General features: G+C 57.6%; 25 protein-coding genes and 1 tRNA gene. 8 read left to right on the forward strand and 18 right to left on the reverse strand.

Going from position 1 to position 22,538, the window contains the following annotated elements:
* Positions 1-34: 34 nt before the first annotated feature.
* The 7 genes from NF347_RS13280 to NF347_RS13310 form a co-directional block, all read right to left on the reverse strand.
* Positions 35-649: a KpsF/GutQ family sugar-phosphate isomerase gene (locus NF347_RS13280; protein WP_107681686.1), complete on the reverse strand. Its 615-nt coding sequence runs from the start codon at positions 647-649 to the stop codon at positions 35-37.
* 104 nt (positions 650-753) lie between these two features.
* Positions 754-1,215 carry an acyl-CoA thioesterase gene (locus NF347_RS13285; RefSeq protein WP_107035991.1) on the reverse strand — a complete coding sequence of 154 codons (462 nt, stop codon included), beginning with the start codon at positions 1,213-1,215 and terminating at the stop codon, positions 754-756.
* Positions 1,216-1,217: 2 nt separating this feature from the next.
* Positions 1,218-1,508: a DUF721 domain-containing protein gene (locus NF347_RS13290; RefSeq protein WP_107035992.1), complete on the reverse strand. Its 291-nt coding sequence runs from the start codon at positions 1,506-1,508 to the stop codon at positions 1,218-1,220.
* Complete coding sequence (recF, locus tag NF347_RS13295; protein ID WP_107035993.1) at positions 1,505-2,614, reverse strand: DNA replication/repair protein RecF; 1,110 nt, start codon at positions 2,612-2,614, stop codon at positions 1,505-1,507. The genes NF347_RS13290 and recF overlap by 4 nt, the downstream gene beginning before the upstream one ends.
* A gap of 17 nt (positions 2,615-2,631) precedes the next feature.
* Positions 2,632-3,447, reverse strand: a complete 816-nt coding sequence (locus NF347_RS13300; protein WP_107035994.1) for a M48 family metallopeptidase — start codon at positions 3,445-3,447, stop codon at positions 2,632-2,634.
* Between the two features lie 142 nt (positions 3,448-3,589).
* Positions 3,590-5,194, reverse strand: coding sequence for a S41 family peptidase (locus NF347_RS13305; protein WP_107035995.1), 1,605 nt, complete (start codon positions 5,192-5,194; stop codon positions 3,590-3,592).
* Positions 5,195-5,328: 134 nt separating this feature from the next.
* Positions 5,329-6,393 carry an endonuclease/exonuclease/phosphatase family protein gene (locus NF347_RS13310; protein ID WP_107681687.1) on the reverse strand — a complete coding sequence of 355 codons (1,065 nt, stop codon included), beginning with the start codon at positions 6,391-6,393 and terminating at the stop codon, positions 5,329-5,331.
* Positions 6,394-6,445: 52 nt separating this feature from the next.
* Here NF347_RS13310 and NF347_RS13315 point away from each other — a divergent pair, with 52 nt between their 5' ends.
* The 8 genes from NF347_RS13315 to NF347_RS13350 all read left to right on the forward strand — a co-directional run bounded on the left by NF347_RS13315 (position 6,446) and on the right by NF347_RS13350 (position 12,361).
* Positions 6,446-7,696 (forward strand): hypothetical protein, encoded by a 1,251-nt coding sequence (locus NF347_RS13315; RefSeq protein WP_107035997.1) that lies wholly within the window; start codon positions 6,446-6,448, stop codon positions 7,694-7,696.
* 56 nt (positions 7,697-7,752) lie between these two features.
* Positions 7,753-8,136, forward strand: a complete 384-nt coding sequence (locus tag NF347_RS13320) for an L-rhamnose mutarotase (protein ID WP_107681897.1) — start codon at positions 7,753-7,755, stop codon at positions 8,134-8,136.
* A 10-nt stretch (positions 8,137-8,146) separates the two neighbouring features.
* Complete coding sequence (gene dtd / locus NF347_RS13325; RefSeq protein ID WP_107681896.1) at positions 8,147-8,599, forward strand: D-aminoacyl-tRNA deacylase; 453 nt, start codon at positions 8,147-8,149, stop codon at positions 8,597-8,599.
* Between the two features lie 4 nt (positions 8,600-8,603).
* Positions 8,604-9,488 (forward strand): deoxyribose-phosphate aldolase, encoded by an 885-nt coding sequence (deoC, locus tag NF347_RS13330; RefSeq protein ID WP_107036000.1) that lies wholly within the window; start codon positions 8,604-8,606, stop codon positions 9,486-9,488.
* 11 nt (positions 9,489-9,499) lie between these two features.
* Positions 9,500-10,006: a CD225/dispanin family protein gene (locus NF347_RS13335; protein ID WP_107036001.1), complete on the forward strand. Its 507-nt coding sequence runs from the start codon at positions 9,500-9,502 to the stop codon at positions 10,004-10,006.
* Positions 10,003-10,380 (forward strand): DUF2752 domain-containing protein, encoded by a 378-nt coding sequence (locus NF347_RS13340; protein WP_161553926.1) that lies wholly within the window; start codon positions 10,003-10,005, stop codon positions 10,378-10,380. The genes NF347_RS13335 and NF347_RS13340 overlap by 4 nt, the downstream gene beginning before the upstream one ends.
* Positions 10,365-10,934 carry an AraC family transcriptional regulator gene (locus tag NF347_RS13345; RefSeq protein ID WP_161953404.1) on the forward strand — a complete coding sequence of 190 codons (570 nt, stop codon included), beginning with the start codon at positions 10,365-10,367 and terminating at the stop codon, positions 10,932-10,934. The genes NF347_RS13340 and NF347_RS13345 overlap by 16 nt, the downstream gene beginning before the upstream one ends.
* 167 nt (positions 10,935-11,101) lie before the next feature.
* Entirely contained in the window at positions 11,102-12,361 is a 1,260-nt protein-coding gene (locus NF347_RS13350) for an SO_0444 family Cu/Zn efflux transporter (RefSeq protein ID WP_107036004.1), read from the forward strand.
* Positions 12,362-12,369: 8 nt separating this feature from the next.
* Here NF347_RS13350 and NF347_RS13355 read toward each other — a convergent pair whose 3' ends face one another.
* From NF347_RS13355 to NF347_RS13405, 11 genes are all read right to left on the reverse strand, one after another.
* Positions 12,370-13,200 carry a DUF4595 domain-containing protein gene (locus tag NF347_RS13355; protein ID WP_107036005.1) on the reverse strand — a complete coding sequence of 277 codons (831 nt, stop codon included), beginning with the start codon at positions 13,198-13,200 and terminating at the stop codon, positions 12,370-12,372.
* A gap of 161 nt (positions 13,201-13,361) precedes the next feature.
* A complete protein-coding gene (gene argH / locus NF347_RS13360) occupies positions 13,362-14,654 on the reverse strand; it encodes an argininosuccinate lyase (RefSeq protein WP_107681524.1) in 1,293 nt (430 codons plus the stop codon).
* Entirely contained in the window at positions 14,651-15,733 is a 1,083-nt protein-coding gene (locus NF347_RS13365) for a M20/M25/M40 family metallo-hydrolase (RefSeq protein WP_107681523.1), read from the reverse strand. Before NF347_RS13365 ends, argH begins: the two co-directional genes overlap by 4 nt.
* Complete coding sequence (gene argB / locus NF347_RS13370; RefSeq protein WP_107036008.1) at positions 15,730-16,515, reverse strand: acetylglutamate kinase; 786 nt, start codon at positions 16,513-16,515, stop codon at positions 15,730-15,732. The genes NF347_RS13365 and argB overlap by 4 nt, the downstream gene beginning before the upstream one ends.
* On the reverse strand, positions 16,512-17,465 hold the full coding sequence (locus NF347_RS13375; protein ID WP_107036009.1) for a Rossmann-fold NAD(P)-binding domain-containing protein: 954 nt from the start codon (positions 17,463-17,465) through the stop codon (positions 16,512-16,514). The genes argB and NF347_RS13375 overlap by 4 nt, the downstream gene beginning before the upstream one ends.
* Before the next feature lie 25 nt (positions 17,466-17,490).
* Positions 17,491-18,627: an aspartate aminotransferase family protein gene (locus NF347_RS13380; protein WP_107036010.1), complete on the reverse strand. Its 1,137-nt coding sequence runs from the start codon at positions 18,625-18,627 to the stop codon at positions 17,491-17,493.
* Positions 18,628-18,639: 12 nt separating this feature from the next.
* Entirely contained in the window at positions 18,640-19,599 is a 960-nt protein-coding gene (argC, locus tag NF347_RS13385) for an N-acetyl-gamma-glutamyl-phosphate reductase (RefSeq protein WP_107036011.1), read from the reverse strand.
* Complete coding sequence (locus NF347_RS13390) at positions 19,596-20,804, reverse strand: argininosuccinate synthase (RefSeq protein WP_107036012.1); 1,209 nt, start codon at positions 20,802-20,804, stop codon at positions 19,596-19,598. The genes argC and NF347_RS13390 overlap by 4 nt, the downstream gene beginning before the upstream one ends.
* A 109-nt stretch (positions 20,805-20,913) precedes the next feature.
* Positions 20,914-21,534, reverse strand: coding sequence for a GNAT family N-acetyltransferase (locus tag NF347_RS13395; protein WP_107036013.1), 621 nt, complete (start codon positions 21,532-21,534; stop codon positions 20,914-20,916).
* Between the two features lie 259 nt (positions 21,535-21,793).
* Positions 21,794-21,868 (reverse strand) — tRNA-Pro (locus tag NF347_RS13400).
* Between the two features lie 193 nt (positions 21,869-22,061).
* The gene (locus NF347_RS13405) at positions 22,062-22,538 is read right to left on the reverse strand and encodes an Lrp/AsnC family transcriptional regulator (protein ID WP_107036014.1); all 477 of its coding nucleotides are present in this window, start codon (positions 22,536-22,538) and stop codon (positions 22,062-22,064) included.

Consider the following 22,538-nt stretch of genomic DNA (forward strand, 5'->3'; position numbering starts at 1 on the left):
TAGGAGTTAAAGGAAGGTGATCAGCCTGTAGGCGTCACTGGCGGCTCTTGTGGCCGAGATAGCCTCCGTGGTGGCGTTTGGCATATTCGGCTTTGGTGAATCCGGTGGCTTTCATGACGTTGACCACCAGTATGTCGCCGATGACGGTCATGAGTGTGGTGGAGGTAGTCGGGGTCAGTCCGAGCGGGCACACTTCGGGGGCGCCGCCGGTGAAGAGTGTGGCGTCGGCGCGCGATGCCAGTTCGCTCTGGGCATTGCCGGTGATCACTATCGACGGTATGCCGGGATAAAGTTCGTCGGCCAGGCTGAGGAGCTCTACTATCTCGCGGGTGCGCCCCGAATTGCTCACGAGGAGCATCACGTCGTCGGGCTGCAGCACGCCGAGATCACCGTGCTGGGCTTCGCTTGGATGGAGATTGACCGCCGGAATGCCGGTGGAGCAGAATGTAGTGGCTATATTCATGGCGATCTGTCCGGCTTTGCCCATGCCTGATGTGACGAGCTTGCCTCCACGCTGCTTCACATGGTCTACGATCAGACTGACGGCCTTGTCGAAGTCGGAGGTGTAGGGTATCGAGGCCACGGCTTTGCTTTCGGCTTCGAGGATGTCGGCCATGATGGCCTTTATGTCGATTGCGTTATCGGTCATGATGGGGTTGTTTTCTGCAAAATTAATGCAAAGCGCCGTAATCTGCAAATCAAATATGGCGGTGCGTGACCGGCCGACGATCGGTCGTCGGGTCGAGTGTCGGATCAGAGTTTCCTCTGCTCGTATTGTTCTACGGCCTTGACCCATTCGCGGTCGAGCGCCTGTCCTTTGGCTGTGGCTGGGTCGAATCCGGCCATGACGGTGTGTCCGACGCATTTGGTCTGTCCGGTGACGCCGTTCACGATGCGTTGCTCCATCTTGAAGCTGTGGGTGCTTACGGATGTGACCTGTGTCCACACCTCGAGCGATTCGTTGAAGTAGCTCGGTGAGTAGAAGTCGCAGCCTATGTGCACCACCACGGCCTTGAGACTGCGCCAGTCCATGCCTACGGTGGAGAAGTAGTTGACCTTGGCCAGGTCCATGAAGCTGAGGTAGACGTTGTTGTTGAGGTGTCCGAGCATGTCGATGTCGGTAAACCGCATCTGCACGGGCAGCACGTGGTGGAACGGGAATTGTGCCTCCGGCACCTTAGGGTTGTCGGACTGCAGCAGTGTGCCTTCTTGCATTTTCAATGAATTATTATTGAAGTTATAACGTTTCGGCCCACCCGTCGGTTGATCTGCTCCACGAGTGTGGTCTTGTGGAATCCGAGTTCGTTTTTAAGCGACGCCGAAGTGATATAGACATGCATGACGCCGTGATCCACGTAGCGGTGGGTGGTATAGCGGTTCACGCCCTGTCCCACCACCTCGGGCCATACGAAGCATGCCCGCTGCTCGGCATAGGTGTCGGCGTGGCCGCTCTGCTCCACGAGCTTGCTGAATATCTGGGAAAAGAGCTGCGGGTCGGTGCGTTTCATCGTTCGGGAGTGAATATGCCGTCGCTCACCGTCCACATCCTGAAGTCGCCGGCCATGTGGCTGACGATTTCGTCGAGATGCTTGCGGTTGGTGTCGGTGATGAATATCTGTCCGAAGTCGCGGCGCGCCACGAGCTGTATGATGCGCTCCACCCGACGTGAGTCGAGTTTGTCGAATATGTCGTCGAGCAGCAGCAGCGGGCGCATCCCTGTGGCTTCGCGCAGGAATTCGTATTGTGCCAGACGCAGGGCGGTGGTGAAGGTCTTGGTCTGTCCCTGCGATGCGGTGCGGCGCAGGGGCATGTCGGCGAGTGTCATCACTATGTCGTCGCGGTGGGGCCCGACGGTGGTGTGGCGCATGGCCTCGTCGCGCCGCCGTGCTCTCGCCAGCGCGTCGGCAAGCCCGGCGGCTATGCCGTCGGGCGATGCCGTGCTGTCGTCGTAGGCGAGGTCGACCTTCTCCTCTTCGCCGGCTATGGCGGCGTAGAAGGCGCCGAATCGTGTGCGGAGTTTGTCGATCCACTCTTTGCGTGCGCCGGTGATGACTCCGGCGGCCATCTCCATCTGCAGCTCGACGGCTTCGTAGAGGGCGCTGTCGGACGATGCGTCGCGCAGCATGCGGTTGCGCTGCGTGAGTGCGGTGGCATATCGCATCAGCGCGTCGAGGTAGCGGTGGTTTTCCTGCGATATGACCATATCCATCCACCGGCGTCGTTCTTCAGCGGCTCCGCGCGCCAGATCGGTGTCGGAGGGCGCGGTCATCACTATCGGAAACGACCCGATATGGTCGGCCAGGCGGGTGTATTCCTTGCCTGCGCGCTTGAGACTCTTGCGGCGTCCGCGCTGCATGCCCAGCTGCAGTTCCTCGTCGGCGCCCCGACGCCGGTATATGCCTCTGGCCATGGCGAAGTCCTCTCCGCGACGTATCACCATCGTGTCGGCCACGCCGGTAAAACTCCGGCAGAAGCTCAGATAATGTATGGCGTCGAGCAGATTGCTCTTGCCCATGCCGTTGTCGCCGAGGAAACAGTTGATTTTAGGCGAGAAGTCGAGCGACGCCTCGCCTATGTTCTTGAAGTTGGTGAGTGTGAGCGACCGAAGCTCCATATATCCGTTGCTGTCGCTTACTTCTGTTCGGCGGCTTCAGCTGCCGGACGCTCGAAGCCGTCCTTGGTGGCGCGCTCGCTCATGCGTTTGATGCGCTTGGCTGTTTCGGGGTGGGAGCTGAACATCTTCTGCACGTAGTTGCTCTTGCTTCCGGCCTCTCCTTCCATTTTCTGGAATTTTTCGAATGCCATCACCATGCCCCAGGGGTTCTTGCCGTTGGCCACAAGGAATTCATAACCTGCGTCGTCGGCTTCGTTCTCCTGTTTCTGCGAGTATTTTGCGTTGATGAGTCCTTCGCCGAGCGATCCGAGCTGCGAGTCGGTCAGTGCGGCGGCTTTCGACGAAGTGGATCCTACGGCGTCCTTTGCGGCTCCGGTGAGAAGCTGTGTCTTGAAGGCGTTCTTGGAGTGGCGGCGTGTGACGTGGCCGATTTCGTGGCCGATAATGCCGAGAAGCTCGTCGTCGCTCATTATGTCCATCAGCGACGAGAATACGCGCACGCTGCCGTCGGGACATGCGAAGGCGTTTACGTCGATCACATCGTAGACCTTGAAGTTCAGGGGTATGCCGTCGGCGTCCTTGAGCCCTTCGGTGAGGCGGCGCAGGCGCTTGGTGTACTCGTTGTTTTCGTCGGGCACGGGGTTGTTCTTGTCCATCCAGTCGACAGATTCCTTGACGTAGGCGGCCATCTGCTCGTCGGTGAGTGTCACTGCCTGGGCGGCTTTGCTGGCGGCTCCGACAGCTTTCTTGAGATTGAACTGTGCTGAAGCGGGCATAGCTGCCGCGATCATGATAATGAGAGAGATTGCTTTGATTGACAGATTCTTGAACATGTCAGTTTGTTTGGTTATAAAATACGGTTCTTGCAGCCATTCATTATGGCCGCTGCAAAATTACTCAACTTCGCCCAATCATCCAAGATCCAATTGTTAAGAGTCAGGGATGACGCGGCTGTATATTCTCAATGCAGGGCTGTCAAGGCTCGAGAATCATGCGTATCTCGGCGTTGTCATCATCGCCGTAACGGTGGAATGTCGCTGTGGTGAGTTCCACGTCGGGCTTCATCTGACGTGCTTCAGGATGATCGGCGGGAAGCATGTTCTGGATGGAGTTGGAGATAGAGCCTGTCAGACCGGTATGTGTCAGTCTGAACGGCGTTGTTTCCATGAAGGTGTTCGGAGCCTGCGAACTGGCTACTCCGATTACTTTTGCGCCAAGCTGACGCAGATAGTGGGCCGTGTGATAGGCGGCGCTGAATGTCACTCCGTCGGTGATGACATAGACTTCGGCGGGGCGGTAAAGCGGCTCTCCTTTCTGCCTGACAAGCATATCGGTGCGCGATGTCATAAGTCCGGAGAGGTATTTTTCGAGTTCCTCCGGGCTGAGCTCTTTCTTAGGTTCGCTGTTCTTCCCCCAGATGGTATAATCGTTGTATGTGAAGTCGCAGTTGTATTGTTTGTTGAAATCTTCGAGGGAGCTGTTGATTTTCTTGAAGTAGAGTGGCGAGAGCTTCCGGTAGAACTGCTGGCTGTAGTCCTGGGTGGCCACTTTGCTGCCATAGAGCTGATAGAGCATCGCGTAGACTATAGGAGTCCATCCGCCGCCGTTATTCCGAAGGTCGATGAACAGCTTGTCGGATTTACGCTTTTTCATCTCTTTGAGCAGTTTGCCGAATTCCTCGGCAAGCACCGGTATCTGTCGGAAAGCTTCTTCTATGGTGGCGGGACGCTTTTGGCCTGTGCTGGAAAGGTAGTTCCAGAGCTGCGATTCGTAATCCCAGCCGTTGCTTTTCATGTAGTCGAAGCAGTCGCGTGAATATGTGGTGTTGAATCTGAAATATGCGCTCTTGCCCTTGTCGTCGATGAAGCAGTATTCCATGTTGCCTTTAGGTAGCTTGTATTTCGACTTGATTCTGGCATAACTCTTATAGCTGAACCGGTCGGTAGAGGGGATGAGCGGAAGCCGTATGCCGTGCTCGTGTCCCGACTTGTCTTTGAGCGTGAAGTCGACGGAATCGCCTTCAAATCCCTCGATTGTCTGACTCAGGAAATTCTCGCTGCCTATGTTCCAGCAGAGATGCTTCATGATTCCCGACCGGTTTTCCGTGATGGCCACACTGCCGGTGCGTATTATGAGCGTGTCGAGTGGGATGTTGTTGACAGCCGTGATTGTATAGCCGAGGCACTCTTTGAGCGAATCGGGGATAAGGGCTACGGCAAGTCCGTCGGAGAGCTGTTTCAGATATATGGGAGCGTAGCGGTTCTTGCCTTTCGGCTTCATCTGGCTGATGCCGGTGTGTCCGTCGCCGAGCGGCAGAAGAAACTGTGTAATCCGTCGGGCAAGCTCATTGCTGTCGGTTACAGAGTCAGTCCATATGCTTTCGGTGAAGTTGCGTGCCGTGGCATAAAAATAAGGACGTCCCCCGTAGGGTGTATAGGGGTCGGGATGCGTTTCTTCAAGATATCGGATAAATTCGCGGAAGTCGGCATGTATGGAGTCTACGGGAAGTGCAGTCCCCTTGGCAGTGCCGGCGGTGAATACTGCCAGCGTTATCAGGAAGGCTGTAAATGGTTTTTTCATAAATGCTGTTGATTTTGACGGTTTTGCAAATATAGCTGTTTTTTTTGTTTTATTCGTCTTCAAACAAAAATCACTCGAACAAAACTCAAAAAATCACTCGCAGCTAATTTTTGCGAGTTACTTATGGGAATTGTTCAGGGCCGGCTGACACTGACCGCGGGGGCGAAGAGGAATATTTCGGTGGGGAAATGGTCGGAATATCCTTCGAGGAAGCGGCCGCCGGCGTATGTGCGCCAGGGCATTCCGTCGTAGCGTCCGCCATGCTGCTTTATGAAGTCGAGATCCATGATGCGCGCGCCGGTATAGATGAGCGATGAGGCTCCGTTGTCGGGCAGCAGTGTGCCGCCCACGAGTATCTGGTCAAAGAGATTCCACTGTCCGCGGTAGGTGAGTGTGCCGCGTCCCGAAGCGTGGATCTTTATCCATGGGTTGAGAAATGCGTGCGGAGCCACGTCGTAGGGATCCTCGCGTCCGCCGAGCACTCTGGTGCATGATGCGTCGGCCGGATCGTCGTTGAGATCGCCCATCACGATTATGGCGCGTTCGGGATCGCACGCCCAGAGAGAGTCGGCGATGTGCCGGGTGAGTTCTGCTGCAGCTATGCGCATCGGCTCCGACAGCTCCTGTCCGCCGAGGCGCGATGGCCAGTGGTTGACGATGACGCTGAGTGTGTCGCGGCCAAGCAGGCCGGTGACGCACAGCTGGTCGCGTGTGCGGAATTCGGGGTTGTCGGGTATATAAAGGAAATGTGGTTCGTAGGATATGAGAGTGAACAGTGTGGAGTCATAGAGCAGCGCCACGTCGATGCCGCGTAGATCGGGTGAGTCGTGATGGACGTAGCCGAGCCGCCGGCTGCGCAGTGGTTCTGCCTCGACAAGATCGCGGACCACCGACTCGTTCTCGACCTCGGCTATGCCTACGATGGCCGGGCCGCCGGGCGTCGATTCGGTGACGAGGTTGGCTATCGCGTTGGCGAGATTGTTGATTTTGAGGCGGTATTTCGCCGAATCCCACTGGCGGGCACCCTGCGGCGAGAACTCAAGATCGAATTTACCGTTGTTGTTGATGGTGTCGAACAGGTTTTCGAGATTGTAGAACGCTACGCCGTAGACTGTGCCCCCGGAGGGCTTGTCGGCCCGGGCAGCCGACGATGTGATGATAATGAGCGCCGTGATGGCACCGAATACAAGTCGTTTCATCTTTTCAAAATTTGCTCGTAAAGTTACACAAATTTTTGGCTAACTTTGCAACATGAATCAGTCAAGCATACGACCGAAATCATGGCGGCTTGAGCCGGGAACCGGCGATGACGCCTTCAATAGTCTGTTTCTCAATGCCGAATGTATATATTTGCTCGACCGTAATGCCGATGGAGGCACTTTGGTGAGTCTGATCCAGGGAGGTGTGGAGAAGCGCATGACAGTGAGCTCCGGCATGAATATGGCCGGAGAGAGCCTGCTGGAGGCTTTGCATTCTTCAGAGGTGACTCCGTCGGCTCCTGAAAAGCCGCTGCCGCTTTCGCCGCGCACCACGCGCCGATATATGTCGCACGCCGACGTCGGCAGGTTTATCGACGATTTTCTGTCGAGCGACGGCCTTGCAGAGCCTGAAACAATAGTGGAGGCGACTGTGGTGGCCACCCGCAAGGGTGAGACGCTCCAGCGCGACACACCGGTGGTCACTCCGCTCCCCGATTTTACCGTCACAGTTCCTCCGAGGGCAGCTGTGCCCGACCGCCGCAATCTGCGCGGATGGCTTGAGGACTCGGATGCCGTCGACAGCGGCGCAACCGATGGCGATATGCCGTCAGGTCATGGACCGGCGGTGTCGCGCCGACATCGCCGCCGCAGCGGATGGGTGTTCGCACTGCTCGTGCTGGTGGCTCTCGGCGTAGGATTCGCGGCGGTGCGCTATCTGCCGGGACTTATTCCTGATACTGATCCGATAGCCTCGATGGAGAGCACCGATGTGAGTGGCGTGACGCCTCACGACGACGGAGTGCCGATGCATTTGCTGTCGGATTCGGCATTGGTGACCGCCGAACCCGATACTGCGGCCGTGGTCGGAATCTCCGACACCTCGACAGTGGCAGTTCCCGACTCCGCCGCAGCCCCGCAGGCATTGGTGGCAGAGCCGGTCGAAGGCTCTCTGGCTACGGATGAGGCAGCCGATCTGAAATATCTCAATGAGCATTCTACATGGCGGCGGAGCAGCCTGAAGAGCGACCGTTACAAAGTGCTGTTCGATCTGTTTGCTGCCGGCAACATAAAGGATATCGCCGAGGCCGATTATTTTGCGGTGGATGGTGTGGCCACCAACAGGGATGCGATCCGTGTGGTCGACATGCTGTGGGACGCCTATCGCACTCCGACTCAGCGCTCCAACGAGCGTGAGCTGCGCAAGTCGGTCAAGGGCGGGGAGATCAATCTGCCTCGGCTGTACGATACTCTTTCGAGGTATCGCGACGCTCGACCAAACAAATCGCCACGTCCGAAGCGTTAATAACCAGTGTGCACTCACATATATAGACACCACAATATCGATCAACTTTCTCCGACATGAATACCGAAGGATACGAAGTGAAGAGATTCGACGGCTCCACGAAGCGCTATGTGCGCACTATGGAGCTGCGGGGCGACACTCCCGAGTTTTTCAGCGAATATGAGCGACGCCACGCCCGGGGCAACGTGTGGCCCGAGGTGCTCGAAGGCATCCGTGCGGTGGGAATACTCGAAATGGAGATATACCGTTGCGGGCGTCAGCTCGTGATGATAGTGGAGGCTCCGGAGGGTTTCGATTGGGATGAAGCCATGGAGCGACTGGCCACTCTGCCGCGTCAGGCGGAGTGGGAAGCTTATATGGCCGAGGTGCAGGAAGCTTCGGCCGAGGCCACCTCTTCGGAAAAGTGGCGTCGGATGGACCGGATATTCAATCTTTACTGATCGGCAGGCCATGAGGATTGTGATACAGCGCGTGACAAGGGCTTCGGTCAGCATAGGCGGTGAGCTCCACAGCTCAATCGGCCGTGGGCTGATGGTGCTCGTCGGTGTCGAGCATGGCGACGAACCGGCCGATGCCGCATGGCTGGCGGCAAAGACCACGACGCTGCGTATCTTTGCCGATGAGGCCGGGGTGATGAACCGCTCGGTGACGGATGTCGGAGGCGATGTTCTGGCGGTCAGTCAGTTCACGCTTACGGCGTCGACCCGCAAGGGCAACCGCCCGAGCTATATCCGTGCGGCGGGTCACGACGTGGCCACGGCGCTGTATGAGGCGTATTGCTCCGAAGTGACGCGCCTGACAGGAAAGACTGCGGCGACCGGAGTGTTCGGCGCCGACATGCAGGTGGAGCTGGTCAATGACGGCCCGGTCACGATAATAATAGATTCAAAACTTAAAGAATGACAATATGGCAGACAAGTATCACGATACGGTGGCGGCAAGCGCCGTGACAACCGACGATTCACAGGTGGCCGAAGCAGTGGCCAAAATCATAGCCGAACACAAGGCTGAGAATATGACTCCGGAGGTGATGCGGATGCTCTTCGGCTGTATCGACCTCACGACGTTAAAGGCCACCGATTCGCAGCAGTCGGTGGCGGCGTTCACAGAGCGGGTAAATGATTTTGAGAACGAGCATGGCGATCTGCCCAATGTGGCCGCCATCTGCGTATATCCCAATTTCGCGCAAGTGGTGCGCACGGTGCTTGAGGTGAGCGGGGTCAATGTGGCCTGTGTGGCCGGCGGTTTCCCTTCGTCGCAGACTTTCCCCGAAGTGAAGGTGGCCGAGACGGCGTTGGCCGTGGAGGGCGGTGCCGACGAGATCGACGTGGTGATCAATCTCGGCGATTTTCTCGATGGCGACTGGGAGCAGGTGGCTGATGATCTCGACGAGATCAAGCATTCCTGCCGTGAGCGTTCGCTGAAAGTGATCCTCGAAACCGGTGCGCTGAAGACTGCGCGCAATATCCGCGATGCATCTGTCATAGCCATGTATTCGGGCGCCGATTTTATCAAGACTTCTACCGGAAAGGAATACCCGGGTGCTTCGCTTGAGGCGGCCTATGTGATGGCGCTTGCAATAAAGGAGTATGCCGAGAAGACCGGACGCATGGTGGGACTGAAAGTGGCCGGAGGCGTCACTACCGCCGACGAGGCCGTGGCCTACTACACGATAGTAAAGGAGGTGCTTGGCGAGAAATGGCTCAGCAGCGAGTATTTCCGTATCGGTGCCAGCCGTCTGGCCAACAATCTTCTCACTGAGATACTTGGAACGGAAACCAAATTTTTCTGATTTTGCCCTACATGGATAACGTACAATACTGGGCGATCGCTACTACCGGCGAGCGTCTTGGCCCGATGACTCTCGAACGGCTGGTGTCGCTCCGTCCGCGTCCCGAAACTCCGATATGGCGTCAGGGACTTGCCGACTGGACGGCAGCCGGCGAAGTGGAGGAGCTGCGGGAATTTTTCGCTCCGCCTGCGCCGCTCTGCCCTGCGCCTCCGGCAGCGGCGTCGAGCTACACGGCGCCGGCTCCGCAGCGGATGCCCTATAACTATCAGTCGGCTGACAATCAGCAGCCTCCTATGCCGCCTACCTATCTGGCATGGAGCATCGTGGCTATGCTGGTGTGTTGTGTGGTCACCGGCATTGTGGCGCTGATCTATTCCACCAAGGTGTCGAGCCGATATTATGCCGGCGACTATGAGGGTGCCCGCAAGGCTTCGGAAAACACGGCGATATGGCTGGCTGTGACGATAGTGTGCGGCCTGATAGCTATACCGTTCCAGGTGGTGCTGTCTATGCTATGAGCCGCAGGCTGCTTTGGTGGATAGCCGGGGCAGTGATCCTTGCCGCTCTTGTGGCGGTCTATGCTGTCTTTGATCCTGCCGAATCGCATTTTCCGCGATGTCCGTTTCTTACTCTAACCGGGCTGCAGTGTCCGGGCTGTGGGTCGCAACGGGCCGTCCACGCCATGCTCCATGCCGACTTTGCCGGAGCTTTCAAGTCCAATGCTCTGCTGGTGGCATCGATGCCGCTTGTGGCTCTGATGCTTGTGGCGCAGGGCATGAGGCGGAGTATGCCGCGAGTCTACAATGCGCTCAATGGCCGGACGATGATATGGATCGTGTTTGTAGTGATAATAGTCTGGTGGATAGCTCGGAATATATGGAACTTACCATAGCCGGAATGGTGTGCCGCCATTGTGTGGCCGAGGTGGAACGTGTGCTCCGCGCTCAGGGACTGACGGTGGAGGAGGTGGAGCTTGGAAGGGCGCGTGTGGCCGAGACGGAGTTATCGCCCGACGCACGCCGTCGGCTTGTGGAGGCTCTGGAGGCCTCGGGGTTCAGGATCGTGACCGACCACGCCGCAGAGGTGGTGGAGCGTGTGAAACTTGCCGTGATGCATCATGTGCGCGAAGAGCCCGACTGCCGGCTCAACCTGTCGGCATGTGTGGAGCGTCAGACCGGTGAGCCGTATGCTGTCGCAAGCCGTATGTTCAGCCAGAGCGAAGGGCGCACGATAGAGAAATACCATATAGCCCAGAAAGTGGAGCGGGTGAAGGAACTGCTGAGCTATGGCGACCGCACGGTGAGTGAGATCGCTTATCTGACAGGGTATTCGACCACGGCTCATCTGTCGAGACAGTTCAAGGAGGTGACGGGTATGACTCCGTCGCAGTATGCCGACGCGCTTGCCGCCGGCAAAGCTTCGCGCCTCCCCATATCTGACATTTAGGAGTGATCTTTCTCCCGCGCATAGCCATATACAATACATTGCCGGGGATAGGGCTGGGGGGAGAGGACAGGAATCCGACAACATTTTTGCAGAATGATGCAACGCGGGAGGGGGCGGTGTGATGTAATTTTGCACCATGAAAATCATGTAAATATAATTTTTGCATCATGAACATCACGCATATATTTCAGTCGCTTGGCGCTATAGTGTTTGAGATGGCGCCATACATTCTGCTCGGTTTTCTTTTTGCCGGGCTTCTCAATGAGTTTGTGAAGCCGCGCACTATGGCGCGTCATCTGTCGGGGCGCGGACTGCTTCCGGTGGTCAAGGCTGCCGCATTGGGCGTGCCACTGCCGCTATGTTCGTGCGGTGTGCTCCCGACGGCAGTGTCGCTGCGCCGACGCGGCGCGAGCCGTGCGGCTTCCACTTCGTTTCTTATCGCCACTCCCCAGACCGGTGTCGACTCTATTGCCGCCACTTATTCGCTGCTTGGATTGCCGTTTGCGCTGATACGCCCGATAGCGGCTCTTGTCGGGGCTGTGGCGGGAGGTTGGGCCGTCGACCGTTTCGGCGGCAAGGAGCGTGCGTCCGACGATGCCGCGGAATGCGGTGCCGACCTTTGCGGCGATGAGACCTCGCAGCCGTTGTCGCTTCCGCGGCGTCTGCTCCGAGCAGTGTCATACGGCTTTGTCGATATGGTGGGAAGCGTGGGCGGATGGCTTGTAGTGGGCCTGATAGTGGCTGCTCTGATCACTGTGACCGTGCCCGACAGTTTCTTTGCCGCTTTGAGCGACAACCGTCTGCTGGCCATGCTGGCGGTGGTGGCGGTGGCTGTGCCGATGTATGTGTGCGCCACCGGATCCATACCTATCGCCATGTCGCTGATGATGAAAGGGCTCAGCCCGGGCATAGCTTTTGTGATGCTGATGGCCGGGCCGGCGGCGAATTTCGCTTCGGTGATGATATTGTCGCGCACCAACGGACGCCGTGCCACCATGATCTATATCGCTTCGGTGGTGGTCACCGCCATAGGCTTCGGCCTGCTGATCGACTGTCTGCTGCCGGATTCGTGGTTTGTGCTGCCCGTGTCGGCTTCCGGTGCCTGTCATCAGGCTGAGTCTGCTGGCTGGTTTACGATGGCTTGCGGAGCGTTGCTGATAATGTTGCTGATATATTCACTTGTAGTGCAGCGCCTGATAAAGCGCCGCCATAACCATAAAATAGTCAAGGAAATGAATAAGGATTATCGTATCAAGGGCATGGACTGCCCTCATTGCTCCGCCACGGTGGAGCGCACAATCCGCGGCCTTGAGGGCGTGGAGGAGGTTTCGGTCGATATGGCCAAGGGTGTGGCTCACGTCAGAGGCAATGTCGACGATGCCGCTCTTGCACGCGCGGTGGAGCTTGCAGGCTTCAGCGTGGAGTGAAGACCCGGTCACCAGCCGATTTCGATCGTACGCTGCCCGCGTGTAGTGCCGTCCTGATTATAGTCGGTGACGGTGCATCGCGCGGGCATTTTGTCGCCTTTCAGCTCCCACTCGTATTCGTGGGTGTCGGTTGTTGATTTGTCGGCGGAGAGAAACACCCTCTTGGCCGGCAGATTGACCGATGCCCGTCCGAGCAGTCCGGCATAGTAGGCGTAGTGCATGTTGCCGATGTCGAGGCCGTAGTTGTCGGCAAAGAGCATTATGCAGCCTTTGTTGGTTTTGCTGAGCGCGTTGGAGATGGTGATGGTGTTGGGCGTTTCGTCGCCTTCGTTGCCGTAGGCCACCTTGCCGATGCTCTGCATGTAGTAGGTGAAGTTGGCCACGTTCCAGTCGGCATGTCCGCTTACCTTGATCTGTTCGAGGCGATCCTGGTTGTTGTAGACAAAGTCCCACTCCTTGGTGCCCGACGGGCCTACTTCGGTGCAGTGCGAGACAATCAGATCCTCGTTGATGGTGAAATAGCACTGCGTGGTGGCTCCGCTATGGCTTTTGACGGTCATCGACAGGTCGTAGTGGCCGTGGCCCGATGCGTTGCCTGAAAGATATGTGAATGTGATTTCGTTGCTGTTGTCCGACATGCTGCAGACGCGGGCGGTTTGGTCGACCGTGATGTTGAGATCGCCCACTTTGACTGGTACGCCTGAAGTGAACACTCTCATAGGCACGATCTGTGCCTCTGTTATTTCTTCTTCGACTGTCTCCTTGTCATCGCCGCATGATGTGAGCACGGGCGTGACGGCAAGTGCCGCTACTGCGGCAATAAACATTTTCCTGTACATCTGATGTCGGTTATTTCCCTGTAATGATTGGTTATGATAGTGTAGTAGTGATATTACACGCGGCAAAATTATAAAAAAAACACCGATGCGCCAACATCGCGTGATTTCAATTTCACGAATGCCGGCGCATCGGTGTTGTGCGGAAGTGTCCTGGCCTGAAATCAGGCGAGGCGGTCGAGTACCCGCTGCATTTTGAGCGCGATCTCGGCGTTGCAGAGGTTGCCGATCGATCCGGCGTGGGTGTGGTGTATCTCGCGCGTGGGACGGTATGTGTCTTCCTGCACCTGGTGTCCGATCGTGCGGTATGCTTCGCGGAACGGCGTTCCCGAAAGGGTGAGACGGTTGACGTCCTCTACCGTGAACAGATAGTCGTAGCGCGGATCGTCGAGTATGTCGGCGCGCACGCGTATGTGCTGCAGCATGAAGTCGGCCATCTCAAGGCATGAGCGGAGTTCGGTGGTGGCGGGGAATATGATGTCTTTGAGCAGCTGGAGGTCGCGGTTGTAGCCGAGCGGCAGATTGGCGGTCAGCAGGGCGATTTCGTTGGGTATGGCCTGCAGACGGTTGCATTTTCCGCGCATGATCTCGAACACGTCGGGGTTCTTCTTGTGGGGCATGATGGATGATCCGGTGGTCAGCTCGTCGGGAAATGAAATAAAGCCGAAATTCTGGCACATCCACATGCATACGTCCATTGCCAGATGTCCGAGCGTGGAGGCTATCGAGGCTATGGCCATGGCTGCGGCGCGTTCGGTCTTGCCGCGCGACATCTGTGCGGCCACCACGTTGTAGTGCATGGTTTCGAACCCGAGAAGCCGCGTGGTCATCTCTCTGTCGAGTGGGAATGATGAGCCGTAGCCGGCGGCTGATCCGAGCGGGTTCTGGTTGGCTACGTTGTAGGCGGCCACGAGCATCTGCATGTCGTCGACGAGGCTTTCGGCATAGGCTCCGAACCATAGTCCGAACGATGAGGGCATAGCGACCTGAAGATGTGTGTAGCCGGGCATGAGCTTGTCCTTGTGGAGTTCCGACAGCTCCTGCAGGCGGTCGAAGAGATGCCTGACGCTTTCGGCTGTCAGTTTAAGCTCGCTCCGCATGAAAAGTTTCAGGTCTACGAGCACCTGGTCGTTGCGCGAGCGTCCGGAATGTATCTTTTTGCCGGTATCGCCGAGTCGCGACGTGAGCATGAACTCCACCTGCGAGTGGACATCCTCCACTCCCGGCTCGATGACGAATTCGCCCCGGTCGATCACGGCGAGTATGTCGGTGAGCGCTTCAAGCAGGGTGTCGAGTTCGCCGGCGCTGAGCAGTCCGATGCTCTGGAGCATACGGATGTGTGCCATGGATCCCTCTACGTCGAAGCGCGCCAGGCGCAGATCGAGTTCGCGGTCGCGGCCAACGGTGAACTGTTCTATCATTTCGTCGGGCTCGAAGCCCTTGCTCCAGAGTTTCATTCTTGTAGATGGTTTTTGAGGTTGGAAATAAGCGAGGAGTAGAAGTCAATTGCGTCGGTGATTTCGTGGCGCATGACGTATTCGTCGGCCGTGTGGCTTCGCTCGGAGCGTCCGGGGCCGATCTTCAGCGACGGTATGCCGTGGAGAAGCGACATGTCGCTTGTGGTGGGCGATACGAATGTGGCGGCGCCAAGGTCTGTGGCTGCGGCCACCAGCGGGTGGCCGGGCGATATGACAGATGCCTGTACGCGCGTAGACCGTGGGGCGCACTCGCTGTCGATAAGGTCGGCGAGCATTCGGGCGGTTTCTTCGTTGGAGTAGGCGTCGGTAGTGCGAACGTCGACCACAAACCGGCATTCGTCGGGAATGACATTGTGCTGTCGGCCGGCCTCGATCTGTGTCACAGAGATCTTGATCGGCCCGAGCACATCCGATACGCGTGGAAAACTGTATGTGCGCAGCCGTTCGATGTCGGTCATGGCCCGGTAGATGGCGTTGACGCCCTCGTTGCGGGCTGCATGGCCGCTGACTCCGTGGGCTATGCAGTCGAGCACCACGAGGCCTCGTTCGGCCACTGCGGCCTGAAGCCCAGTGGGTTCGCCTACTATCACCATCGACGGGATCAGCCCTTTTTCGGCCAGATGCGGCAGCAGTGAGCGCATGCCGTGTTCACCCCCGACCTCCTCCTCGGCTGTGACGGCCATGAGAAGGTTGAACGGCAGAGATGAGGGATCGGCCAGATGGAATGCGGCGAGCAGGCTCACCACCGATGCGCCGGCGTCGTTGCTTCCAAGTCCGTAGATGCGTCCGTCGGCCTCTTCGGGCATGTAGGGGTCGCGCGTATAGGCCGGCGATGGCTTGACGGTGTCGTGGTGCGAGTTGAGCATCACTGTAGGAAGCTCCGGACGCAGCGGTGCGGCCAGAGCATAGATATTGTTGTCGATTCTGGCCTGGGTGTGTCCGTTGTCGGCGAGCCACTGCCGGATGATTCCGGCAGTGGCGCTCTCGTCGCGGCTCGTGGATGGAGTGGCGATAAGTTTCTTGAGCAGGGCTATGGCCTCTTCGTCGGGTCGGCTCATAGGGTTATTATGGTTCCCGACGGTTTCAGCAGGTCGGATGCGTGCTTTATGGTGACGGTGCGCACTCCGGCCTCGACAGCCGCTATGGAGCCGTCGATCTTGGGTATCATCCCTTTGCTGACAACCCCTTCCGCGCGCAGCCGCGCATAGCTTTCGGGCGTGATGGAGCTGATGACTGATTTAGGGTCGTCGATGTCGCGCATCACCCCGGGCATCTCGAAGCAGTAGACGAGGTGGGTTTCGGCCACACGTGCGCAGGCTTTGGCCAGACATGAAGCCACTGAGTCGGCGTTGCAGTTGAGCAGCTGTCCTTTGCCGTCCGACATTATGGCGCTGAACACCGGGGTTATGCCCGATTCGAGCAGCCACGAGAGAGTCAGTATGTCGACTCCGTTGGGATCGAGATCGCCCACGAAGCCGAAATCGACTCCGTCGCGCGGCGGACGTCGGGTAGCCTTGACCAGTCCGGCGTCGGCGCCGCATAATCCGGCTGCATTGCAGTCGAGGCTCTGCAGCAGAGCCACGATGCGTTTGTTGACAAGTCCGGAGTAGACCATCGTGACGATGTCGAGCGTGGATGCGTCGGTGACGCGTCGTCCGTCGATCATGGTGGTCGTCAGGCCGAGCGCCTGACTCATGCGTGTGGCTTCCTTGCCGCCTCCGTGCACGAGTATGCGGCGTCCGGGCATCTGGGCGAATCCGGCGGCAAACCTCCGGAGTGCCTCGGGATCGTCGACAACGTTGCCTCCGATCTTTACTATGGTTATATTTTTTAGTGTCACAGCGATTGAAGCATGCGTTTTAATACGGTCTGTGCGGATATCTCACGGTTGGCGGCCTCGGGTATGACGAGGGAGCGTTCTGACTCTATGACGTCGTCGGTGACGATCATGTTGCGGCGCACCGGCAGACAGTGCATGAAAAAGGCATTGTCGGTGAGTGCCATCGAGCGTGTGTCGACAGTCCAGGAGCGGTCGGTGGAGAGTATCTTGCCGTAGTCGGGATCGGCGTATGCCGACCAGTTTTTGGCATAGATGAAGTCGGCTCCGCTGAAGGCTTTCTCGCGGTCGTATTCGATTGTGGCGCCGGCTGTGAATTCGGGTGCGAGTTCATAGCCGCGGGGATGCGTTATGACTACATCGTAGCCGGCGGCGACGGTCCACTGCGCGAAGGAGTTGGGCACGGCCTGCGGGAGCGCTCTGGGATGCGGCGCCCATGTGAGCACCACTTTGGGGCGCGGCTTGGTCTTGTGCTCTTCGATGGTGATGACGTCGGCAAACGCCTGCAGCGGATGGCCTGTGGCGGCTTCCATGCTGAACACCGGACGGCCTGAATAGCGGATGAACTGGTTGATCACCTGCTCCTCATAGTCGGCTTTCTTGTCGGTGAGCGAGGCGAAGGCGCGCACTCCGATGATGTCGGCGTAGCAGCCCATGACGGGTATGGCTTCAAGCAGGTGCTCGGGCTTGTCGCCGTCCATTATCACTCCACGTTCGGTTTCAAGCTTCCATGCGCCCTGGTTGATGTCGAGCACTATGACGTTCATGCCAAGATTGAGCGCCGCCTTCTGTGTCGACAGGCGGGTGCGGAGGCTCGAATTGAAAAACACCATCATGAGGGTGCGGTTGCGGCCGAGCGATGCATCGGCGAAGCGGTCGGCCTTGATGGCTCGGGCCTCGGCGATGGCTTCGGTGAGCGAGCCTATGTCGGCTACGGATGTAAACGTTTTCATAGATATTGTCAGGTGTATTGGTCGGTTACTCGCCGCTGTCGGCGATGAGTGATTTGAATTCGTCAATGAAGCGTCGCGCCTCGTCGATGGGGAGCGACAGCGCCGGGAGCAGACGCACGGTGTGGGCGCCGGCTCCGCCTGTGAAGATATGGCGGTCGAAAAGCAGTCGGCGGCGCAGTCGGGCGGCGTCGCCCTCGATCTCCACGCCGATCATCAGTCCGCGTCCGCGCACATCCTTCAGTCCGGGCATGGCGCGGAGTTCGCCGAGCAGATAGTCGCCGACCTTGGCGGCGTTGTCGATGAGATTTTCTTCCTCTATGACGTCGAGCACGGCCAAAGCTGCTGCGCAGGCCAGATGATTGCCTCCGAAGGTGGTGCCGAGCATCCCTTTGCGTGCCTCGAAACGGGGCGAGATGAGCACTGCGCCCATCGGGAAGCCGTTGGCGATGCCTTTGGCCGCCGTTATCAGGTCGGGCCGTATGCCCGAGGGCTGGTGGGCGAAGAATGATCCGGTGCGTCCGTAGCCGCTCTGTATCTCGTCGAGTATGAGCATCGTGCCTGTCGCCTCTGTGGCTTCGCGGAGCTGTCGCAGGAATTCGGGCGACGGTTCGTGAATGCCCGACACACCCTGTATGCCCTCAATGATCGCTGCGGCATACTCTCCGGTGGCGAGTTCGCGTCGCACAGCCTCGATGTCGCCCAGCGGCACGAAAGTGACGTTGGGGGTGGCGTTGAACGGCGATACGATCTTGGGATTGTCGGTGGCTGCAACTGCGCCCGAGGTGCGTCCGTGGAATGCCTGCGAGAAGGCCAGCAGACGTCGGCGTCCGGTGTGGAACGATGCGAGCTTTATGGCGTTTTCGTTGGCCTCGGCTCCGGAGTTGCAGAGAAACAGCGAGTAGTCGTCGTAGCCCGACACTTCGCCAAGCCGTTCGGCGAGGCGTGTCTGTAGCGAGTTGCCTACAGAGTTGGAGTAGAATCCGAGCCTTACAGCCTGCGAGGCGATGGCCTCAATGTAGCGCGGATGGGCGTGGCCTATGGATATGACGGCGTGGCCTCCGTAGAGATCGAGATACTCCGTGCCGTCGGCTGTGTAGACGTGTGAGCCTTGTCCTCTGACAGGCTCTATGTCGTAGAGTGAATATACGTCGAAAAGTTTCATGCTTGTAATGGATCAGAAGGCTGATGGTTTGAGCCGGAGTCCGGCGGTTTCGTCAAATCCGGCCATGATGTTCATGTTCTGCACGGCCTGTCCGGATGCTCCTTTGAGCAGGTTGTCGATCGCGCAGGTGACGAGCAGGCGTCCCTCTGTGGCCGTGATGCCGATGACGGCTTTGTTGGTGTTGACGGCCTGTTTGAGGTCGACCTCTCCGGGTGCGACGATGGTGAACGGCGCCGTGGCGTAGAAGTCGGTGTAGAGTCGGCGCGCGGCCTCTTCGGTCATGTCGGTGTGGATCCATGTCATGGCATAGATGCCGCGGGCGAAGTTGCCTCTGACAGGCACGAAGTCGATCACGCCGTCCCAACCGTTCTGAAGTCCTTTGAGCGACCGGCATATCTCGGCGAGGTGTTGGTGGTTGAAGGGCTTGTAGACCGACAGATTGTCGCTGCGCCAGCTGAAATGGGTGGTGGAGCCGGGCTTGACTCCTGCACCGGTTGACCCGGTCACGCCGCTGACGCTGATCCGGTCGGGGAGCATTCCTGCTGCTGCGAGCGGGAGCATCGACAGCTGCAGGGCTGTGGCGAAGCATCCCGGATTGGCCACAAGGCGTGCCCCGCTTATGCGTTGGCGCTGCAGTTCGGGCAGTCCGTAGACATATCCGGCCGATTCGTCGCGGAAATCCTGTGCGAGGTCGATGACGCGCAGTGTGTCGGGCAGAGGGTGCTCGGCCCAGAACTGTGTGCTTTTGCCGTGTCCCTGACAGAGAAAGAGCACGTCGACGGCGTTGAGGTCGAAATCGGCCGCAAAACACAGGTCGGTGTCGCCGAGCAGTCCCTCGTGGACGGCGCTGACCGGCTGTCCGGCATGGCTGGTGGAGTGGATAAATCCGATCTCCACCTCCGGGTGGTTGATGAGCAGGCGTGTGAGCTCTCCTGCCGTGTATCCGGCTCCGCCTATGATTCCTGCTTTCATTCGTCCTTGCCGTTGCGGCGCTGCACGTTGTGGTATATCTTCATCTGGTTGCCGAGTATCTTGGTGAATCCCTTGACGTCGTCGGCGCTCCATGCCTTGTTGACCTCTCCGTATTCGCCGAAGTCGGTCTTCATCAGGTCAAACGGCGAGTCGACGCCTACAAGCGTATAGCCGTAGGGGCGCAGACGTATCGTTACGGTGCCGCTGACATTGCGCTGCGACGAGAGAAGCATGGCCTCGATGTCGCGCATCACGGGTTCGAGATACTGGGCTTCGTGGAGGAACATTCCGTACCATGTGCCCACCTGATCCTTCCAGTATTGCTGCCATTTGGTCAGTGTATGCTTCTCAAGCATCTTGTGGGCGGCGATGATCAGCATCGGTCCGGCGGCTTCGAAACCTACGCGGCCCTTGATGCCTATGATCGTGTCGCCGATATGCATGTCGCGTCCGATGGCGTAGCGGGCTCCGAGGCGCTCCACTTCGCGTATGGCTTCGACCTTGTCGGCGAAAGGCTTGCCGTTGACGGCCGAGATCTCGCCCTGCTCGAATGATATGGTTATGTCCTCTTCGCCGCTGGCCTCAAGCTGCGAGGGGTAGGCGTTTTCGGGGAGGGTCTGTTCGGAGTGGAGAGTTTCCTTTCCGCCGATGCTTGTGCCCCAGAGTCCTTTGTTGATGGAGTATTCCATCTTGGTGAAGTCGGCTACATATCCGTGATCGCGCAGATAGTTGATCTCATATTCGCGGGTGAGGGTCATGTCGCGTGTGGGAGTGATGATCTCGATCTCGGGTGCGAGTATCTGGAACGTGAGGTCGAAGCGCACCTGGTCGTTTCCGGCTCCGGTCGATCCGTGCGCCACGGCGTCGGCTCCGATCTTCTTGGCGTATTCGATTATGGCGATGGCCTGGAATATGCGTTCGGAGCTGACAGAGATGGGGTATGTGCCGTTGCGGAGCACGTTGCCGGCCACCATGTAGCGTATGCTGCGGTCGTAGTAGTCCTTGGTGATGTCGAGCGAGGCGTGCGATGCCGCTCCGAGGCGTTTTGCCTTGTCGGCGATCACCTCGAGCTCTTCGTCGGTGAATCCGCCGGTGTTGGCGATGGCGGTGTGTACTTCATAACCGAGGTCTTCGGTAAGGTATTTGACTGCGAATGATGTGTCGAGGCCTCCCGAGAAAGCCAGCACCACTTTTTTCTTGCTCATAGCTGGTTAGGTGTCAAAAATTAAACGATGATATTTATGCGGTCGCCGGTTTCTTGCGTTGCAATGGGCCGATCGGTTGGGATTTTGTAGAGTTGTCGGCAGCGCTGCTTTACTTCAGATGCAGTATCTTGCCGATCTTGTTGCGCAGCAGCATCATGTAGGGGGTGGCTTTCGACGGTTGTTCGGCCATGGGCTGTGCAGGGTCGAAAAGCATTCCGGTGCAGAGGCAGCGTTTGCGGTCGTTGCGCTGGAGCACATCGTAGTTCACACATCCTTTGCATCCTTCCCAGAATTCGGCGTCGTCGGTGAGTTCGGAAAATGTCACGGGCATGTATCCCATGCGGGAGTTGAGTTTCATGACCGGAAGCGATGTGGTGATGCTGAAAATCTTGGCGTAGGGGAATCTCTGTCGTGCGAGTTCGAATGTCTTCTCTTTGATGCGTTTTGCCAGTCCGAGGTGGCGGTAGTCGGGGTCGACGATCAGTCCGGAGGTGGCCACGAAGTCGCCGTGTCCCCAGCATTCGATGTAGCTGAAGCCCACGAGCTTGTCGCCGTCGAGCGCTACGACGGCTTTTCCTCCGGTGATTTTGGCCGAGATGTACTCTGGCGACCGGCGAGCGATGCCTGTGCCTCGCTGCAGGGCTGATTCATAGATGAGAGTGCAGATGCGTTCCGAGTGGATGGTGTGGTCGGAAGTCGCAAATGCCACCGTAATGTCGTTTATATCCATTAGTTGATATGTTGTGTTCGGTCAGATAGAATCCTTTGACGGTGCAAAGTTAAATAAAAATACTGAATAAAATACAGAAATCAGGAAAAACTTATAGTTTCACAAAATTTAGAGAGTGTGTTCTTTTTAGAATTCGGCGTAGGCGGTGAATTTTGAATCCGCTGACCCTGAATTTTAAGGAATACGATCTTATGTATGTCGGATGCGGGGAGGGGTGAAAAAGAAAAGAAGCCGTCGGCACATTGCTGACAGCTTCTTGTCGGGGTGAGAAGATTCGAACTTCCGACCACACGCCCCCCAGACGCGTACTCTAACCTGGCTGAGCTACACCCCGGTGCTTTTATTAAAAGCGCTGCAAAGTTAAGCCCTTTTTATTTGATGTGCAATAGTAGTCGAGTGTTTTTCACAAATTTTCACATAGTCGTGGCGGTGAAATGTATTGGGGTGTAGTGTCTGCTGTATAGTGTACGGCGTTTCAACTGTTTGATATTCAATGTGCTTGGTTGGAATTGCGTCGCTGTGTCGTGTCAGAGCGGTATTGCTGTGCCGCTCTTGAGGGTTTCCATTACGAAGGTGCTCTCGATGGCCGATATGTTGTCGATGGTGCCGAGTATGTTGAGCACGAAGTCGCGGTAGTAGTCCATATCGGGTGCCATAATTTTGAGCAGATAGTCAAATTTGCCCGACACATTATAGCATTCCGTCACTTCGGCTATGTCCATGATGCGGCTGACAAAGGTGTCGGCTTTCTCACGGCACAGTTCGCGCAGCTTCACATTGCATATCACGACAAATCCGCGTCGAAGCCGGTCGGGGTTGAGTATCGCCACATAGCCTTTTATGTAGCCTTCCTGTTCGAGTCGGCGCACGCGTTCGTAGACCGGTGTGGCCGATCGAGCTACTCTGGCCGCAAGTTCCTTGGTGGTGAGTCGTCCGTCGGTCTGGAGTATGCGAAGTATGCTGATGTCGGTGGCGTCGAGCCGGTCAACAGATATTTTATCCAT

The organism is Paramuribaculum intestinale, assembly GCF_030759015.1.
GTDB classification, from domain to species: domain Bacteria; phylum Bacteroidota; class Bacteroidia; order Bacteroidales; family Muribaculaceae; genus Paramuribaculum; species Paramuribaculum intestinale.

Excerpts from the sequence above, each read along its gene's own strand:
- deoC (WP_107036000.1), top strand. The coding sequence starts at position 8,604 with ATGGCAGACAAGTATCACGATACGGTGGCGGCAAGCGCCGTGACAACC.
- NF347_RS13320 (WP_107681897.1), top strand. The coding sequence starts at position 7,753 with ATGAATACCGAAGGATACGAAGTGAAGAGATTCGACGGCTCCACGAAG.
- argC (WP_107036011.1), bottom strand. The coding sequence starts at position 19,599 with ATGAAAGCAGGAATCATAGGCGGAGCCGGATACACGGCAGGAGAGCTC.
- NF347_RS13365 (WP_107681523.1), bottom strand. The coding sequence starts at position 15,733 with ATGAGCCGACCCGACGAAGAGGCCATAGCCCTGCTCAAGAAACTTATC.
- NF347_RS13290 (WP_107035992.1), bottom strand. The coding sequence starts at position 1,508 with ATGAAACGCACCGACCCGCAGCTCTTTTCCCAGATATTCAGCAAGCTC.
- NF347_RS13350 (WP_107036004.1), top strand. The coding sequence starts at position 11,102 with ATGAACATCACGCATATATTTCAGTCGCTTGGCGCTATAGTGTTTGAG.
- NF347_RS13395 (WP_107036013.1), bottom strand. The coding sequence starts at position 21,534 with ATGGATATAAACGACATTACGGTGGCATTTGCGACTTCCGACCACACC.
- NF347_RS13285 (WP_107035991.1), bottom strand. The coding sequence starts at position 1,215 with ATGCAAGAAGGCACACTGCTGCAGTCCGACAACCCTAAGGTGCCGGAG.
- NF347_RS13300 (WP_107035994.1), bottom strand. The coding sequence starts at position 3,447 with ATGTTCAAGAATCTGTCAATCAAAGCAATCTCTCTCATTATCATGATC.
- NF347_RS13340 (WP_161553926.1), top strand. The coding sequence starts at position 10,003 with ATGAGCCGCAGGCTGCTTTGGTGGATAGCCGGGGCAGTGATCCTTGCC.
- NF347_RS13355 (WP_107036005.1), bottom strand. The coding sequence starts at position 13,200 with ATGTACAGGAAAATGTTTATTGCCGCAGTAGCGGCACTTGCCGTCACG.
- recF (WP_107035993.1), bottom strand. The coding sequence starts at position 2,614 with ATGGAGCTTCGGTCGCTCACACTCACCAACTTCAAGAACATAGGCGAG.
- NF347_RS13405 (WP_107036014.1), bottom strand. The coding sequence starts at position 22,538 with ATGGATAAAATATCTGTTGACCGGCTCGACGCCACCGACATCAGCATA.
- NF347_RS13315 (WP_107035997.1), top strand. The coding sequence starts at position 6,446 with ATGAATCAGTCAAGCATACGACCGAAATCATGGCGGCTTGAGCCGGGA.
- NF347_RS13380 (WP_107036010.1), bottom strand. The coding sequence starts at position 18,627 with ATGAAACTTTTCGACGTATATTCACTCTACGACATAGAGCCTGTCAGA.
- NF347_RS13280 (WP_107681686.1), bottom strand. The coding sequence starts at position 649 with ATGACCGATAACGCAATCGACATAAAGGCCATCATGGCCGACATCCTC.
- NF347_RS13310 (WP_107681687.1), bottom strand. The coding sequence starts at position 6,393 with ATGAAACGACTTGTATTCGGTGCCATCACGGCGCTCATTATCATCACA.
- argH (WP_107681524.1), bottom strand. The coding sequence starts at position 14,654 with ATGAAACTCTGGAGCAAGGGCTTCGAGCCCGACGAAATGATAGAACAG.
- NF347_RS13335 (WP_107036001.1), top strand. The coding sequence starts at position 9,500 with ATGGATAACGTACAATACTGGGCGATCGCTACTACCGGCGAGCGTCTT.
- NF347_RS13305 (WP_107035995.1), bottom strand. The coding sequence starts at position 5,194 with ATGAAAAAACCATTTACAGCCTTCCTGATAACGCTGGCAGTATTCACC.
- NF347_RS13390 (WP_107036012.1), bottom strand. The coding sequence starts at position 20,804 with ATGAGCAAGAAAAAAGTGGTGCTGGCTTTCTCGGGAGGCCTCGACACA.
- dtd (WP_107681896.1), top strand. The coding sequence starts at position 8,147 with ATGAGGATTGTGATACAGCGCGTGACAAGGGCTTCGGTCAGCATAGGC.
- NF347_RS13345 (WP_161953404.1), top strand. The coding sequence starts at position 10,365 with ATGGAACTTACCATAGCCGGAATGGTGTGCCGCCATTGTGTGGCCGAG.
- NF347_RS13375 (WP_107036009.1), bottom strand. The coding sequence starts at position 17,465 with ATGAAAACGTTTACATCCGTAGCCGACATAGGCTCGCTCACCGAAGCC.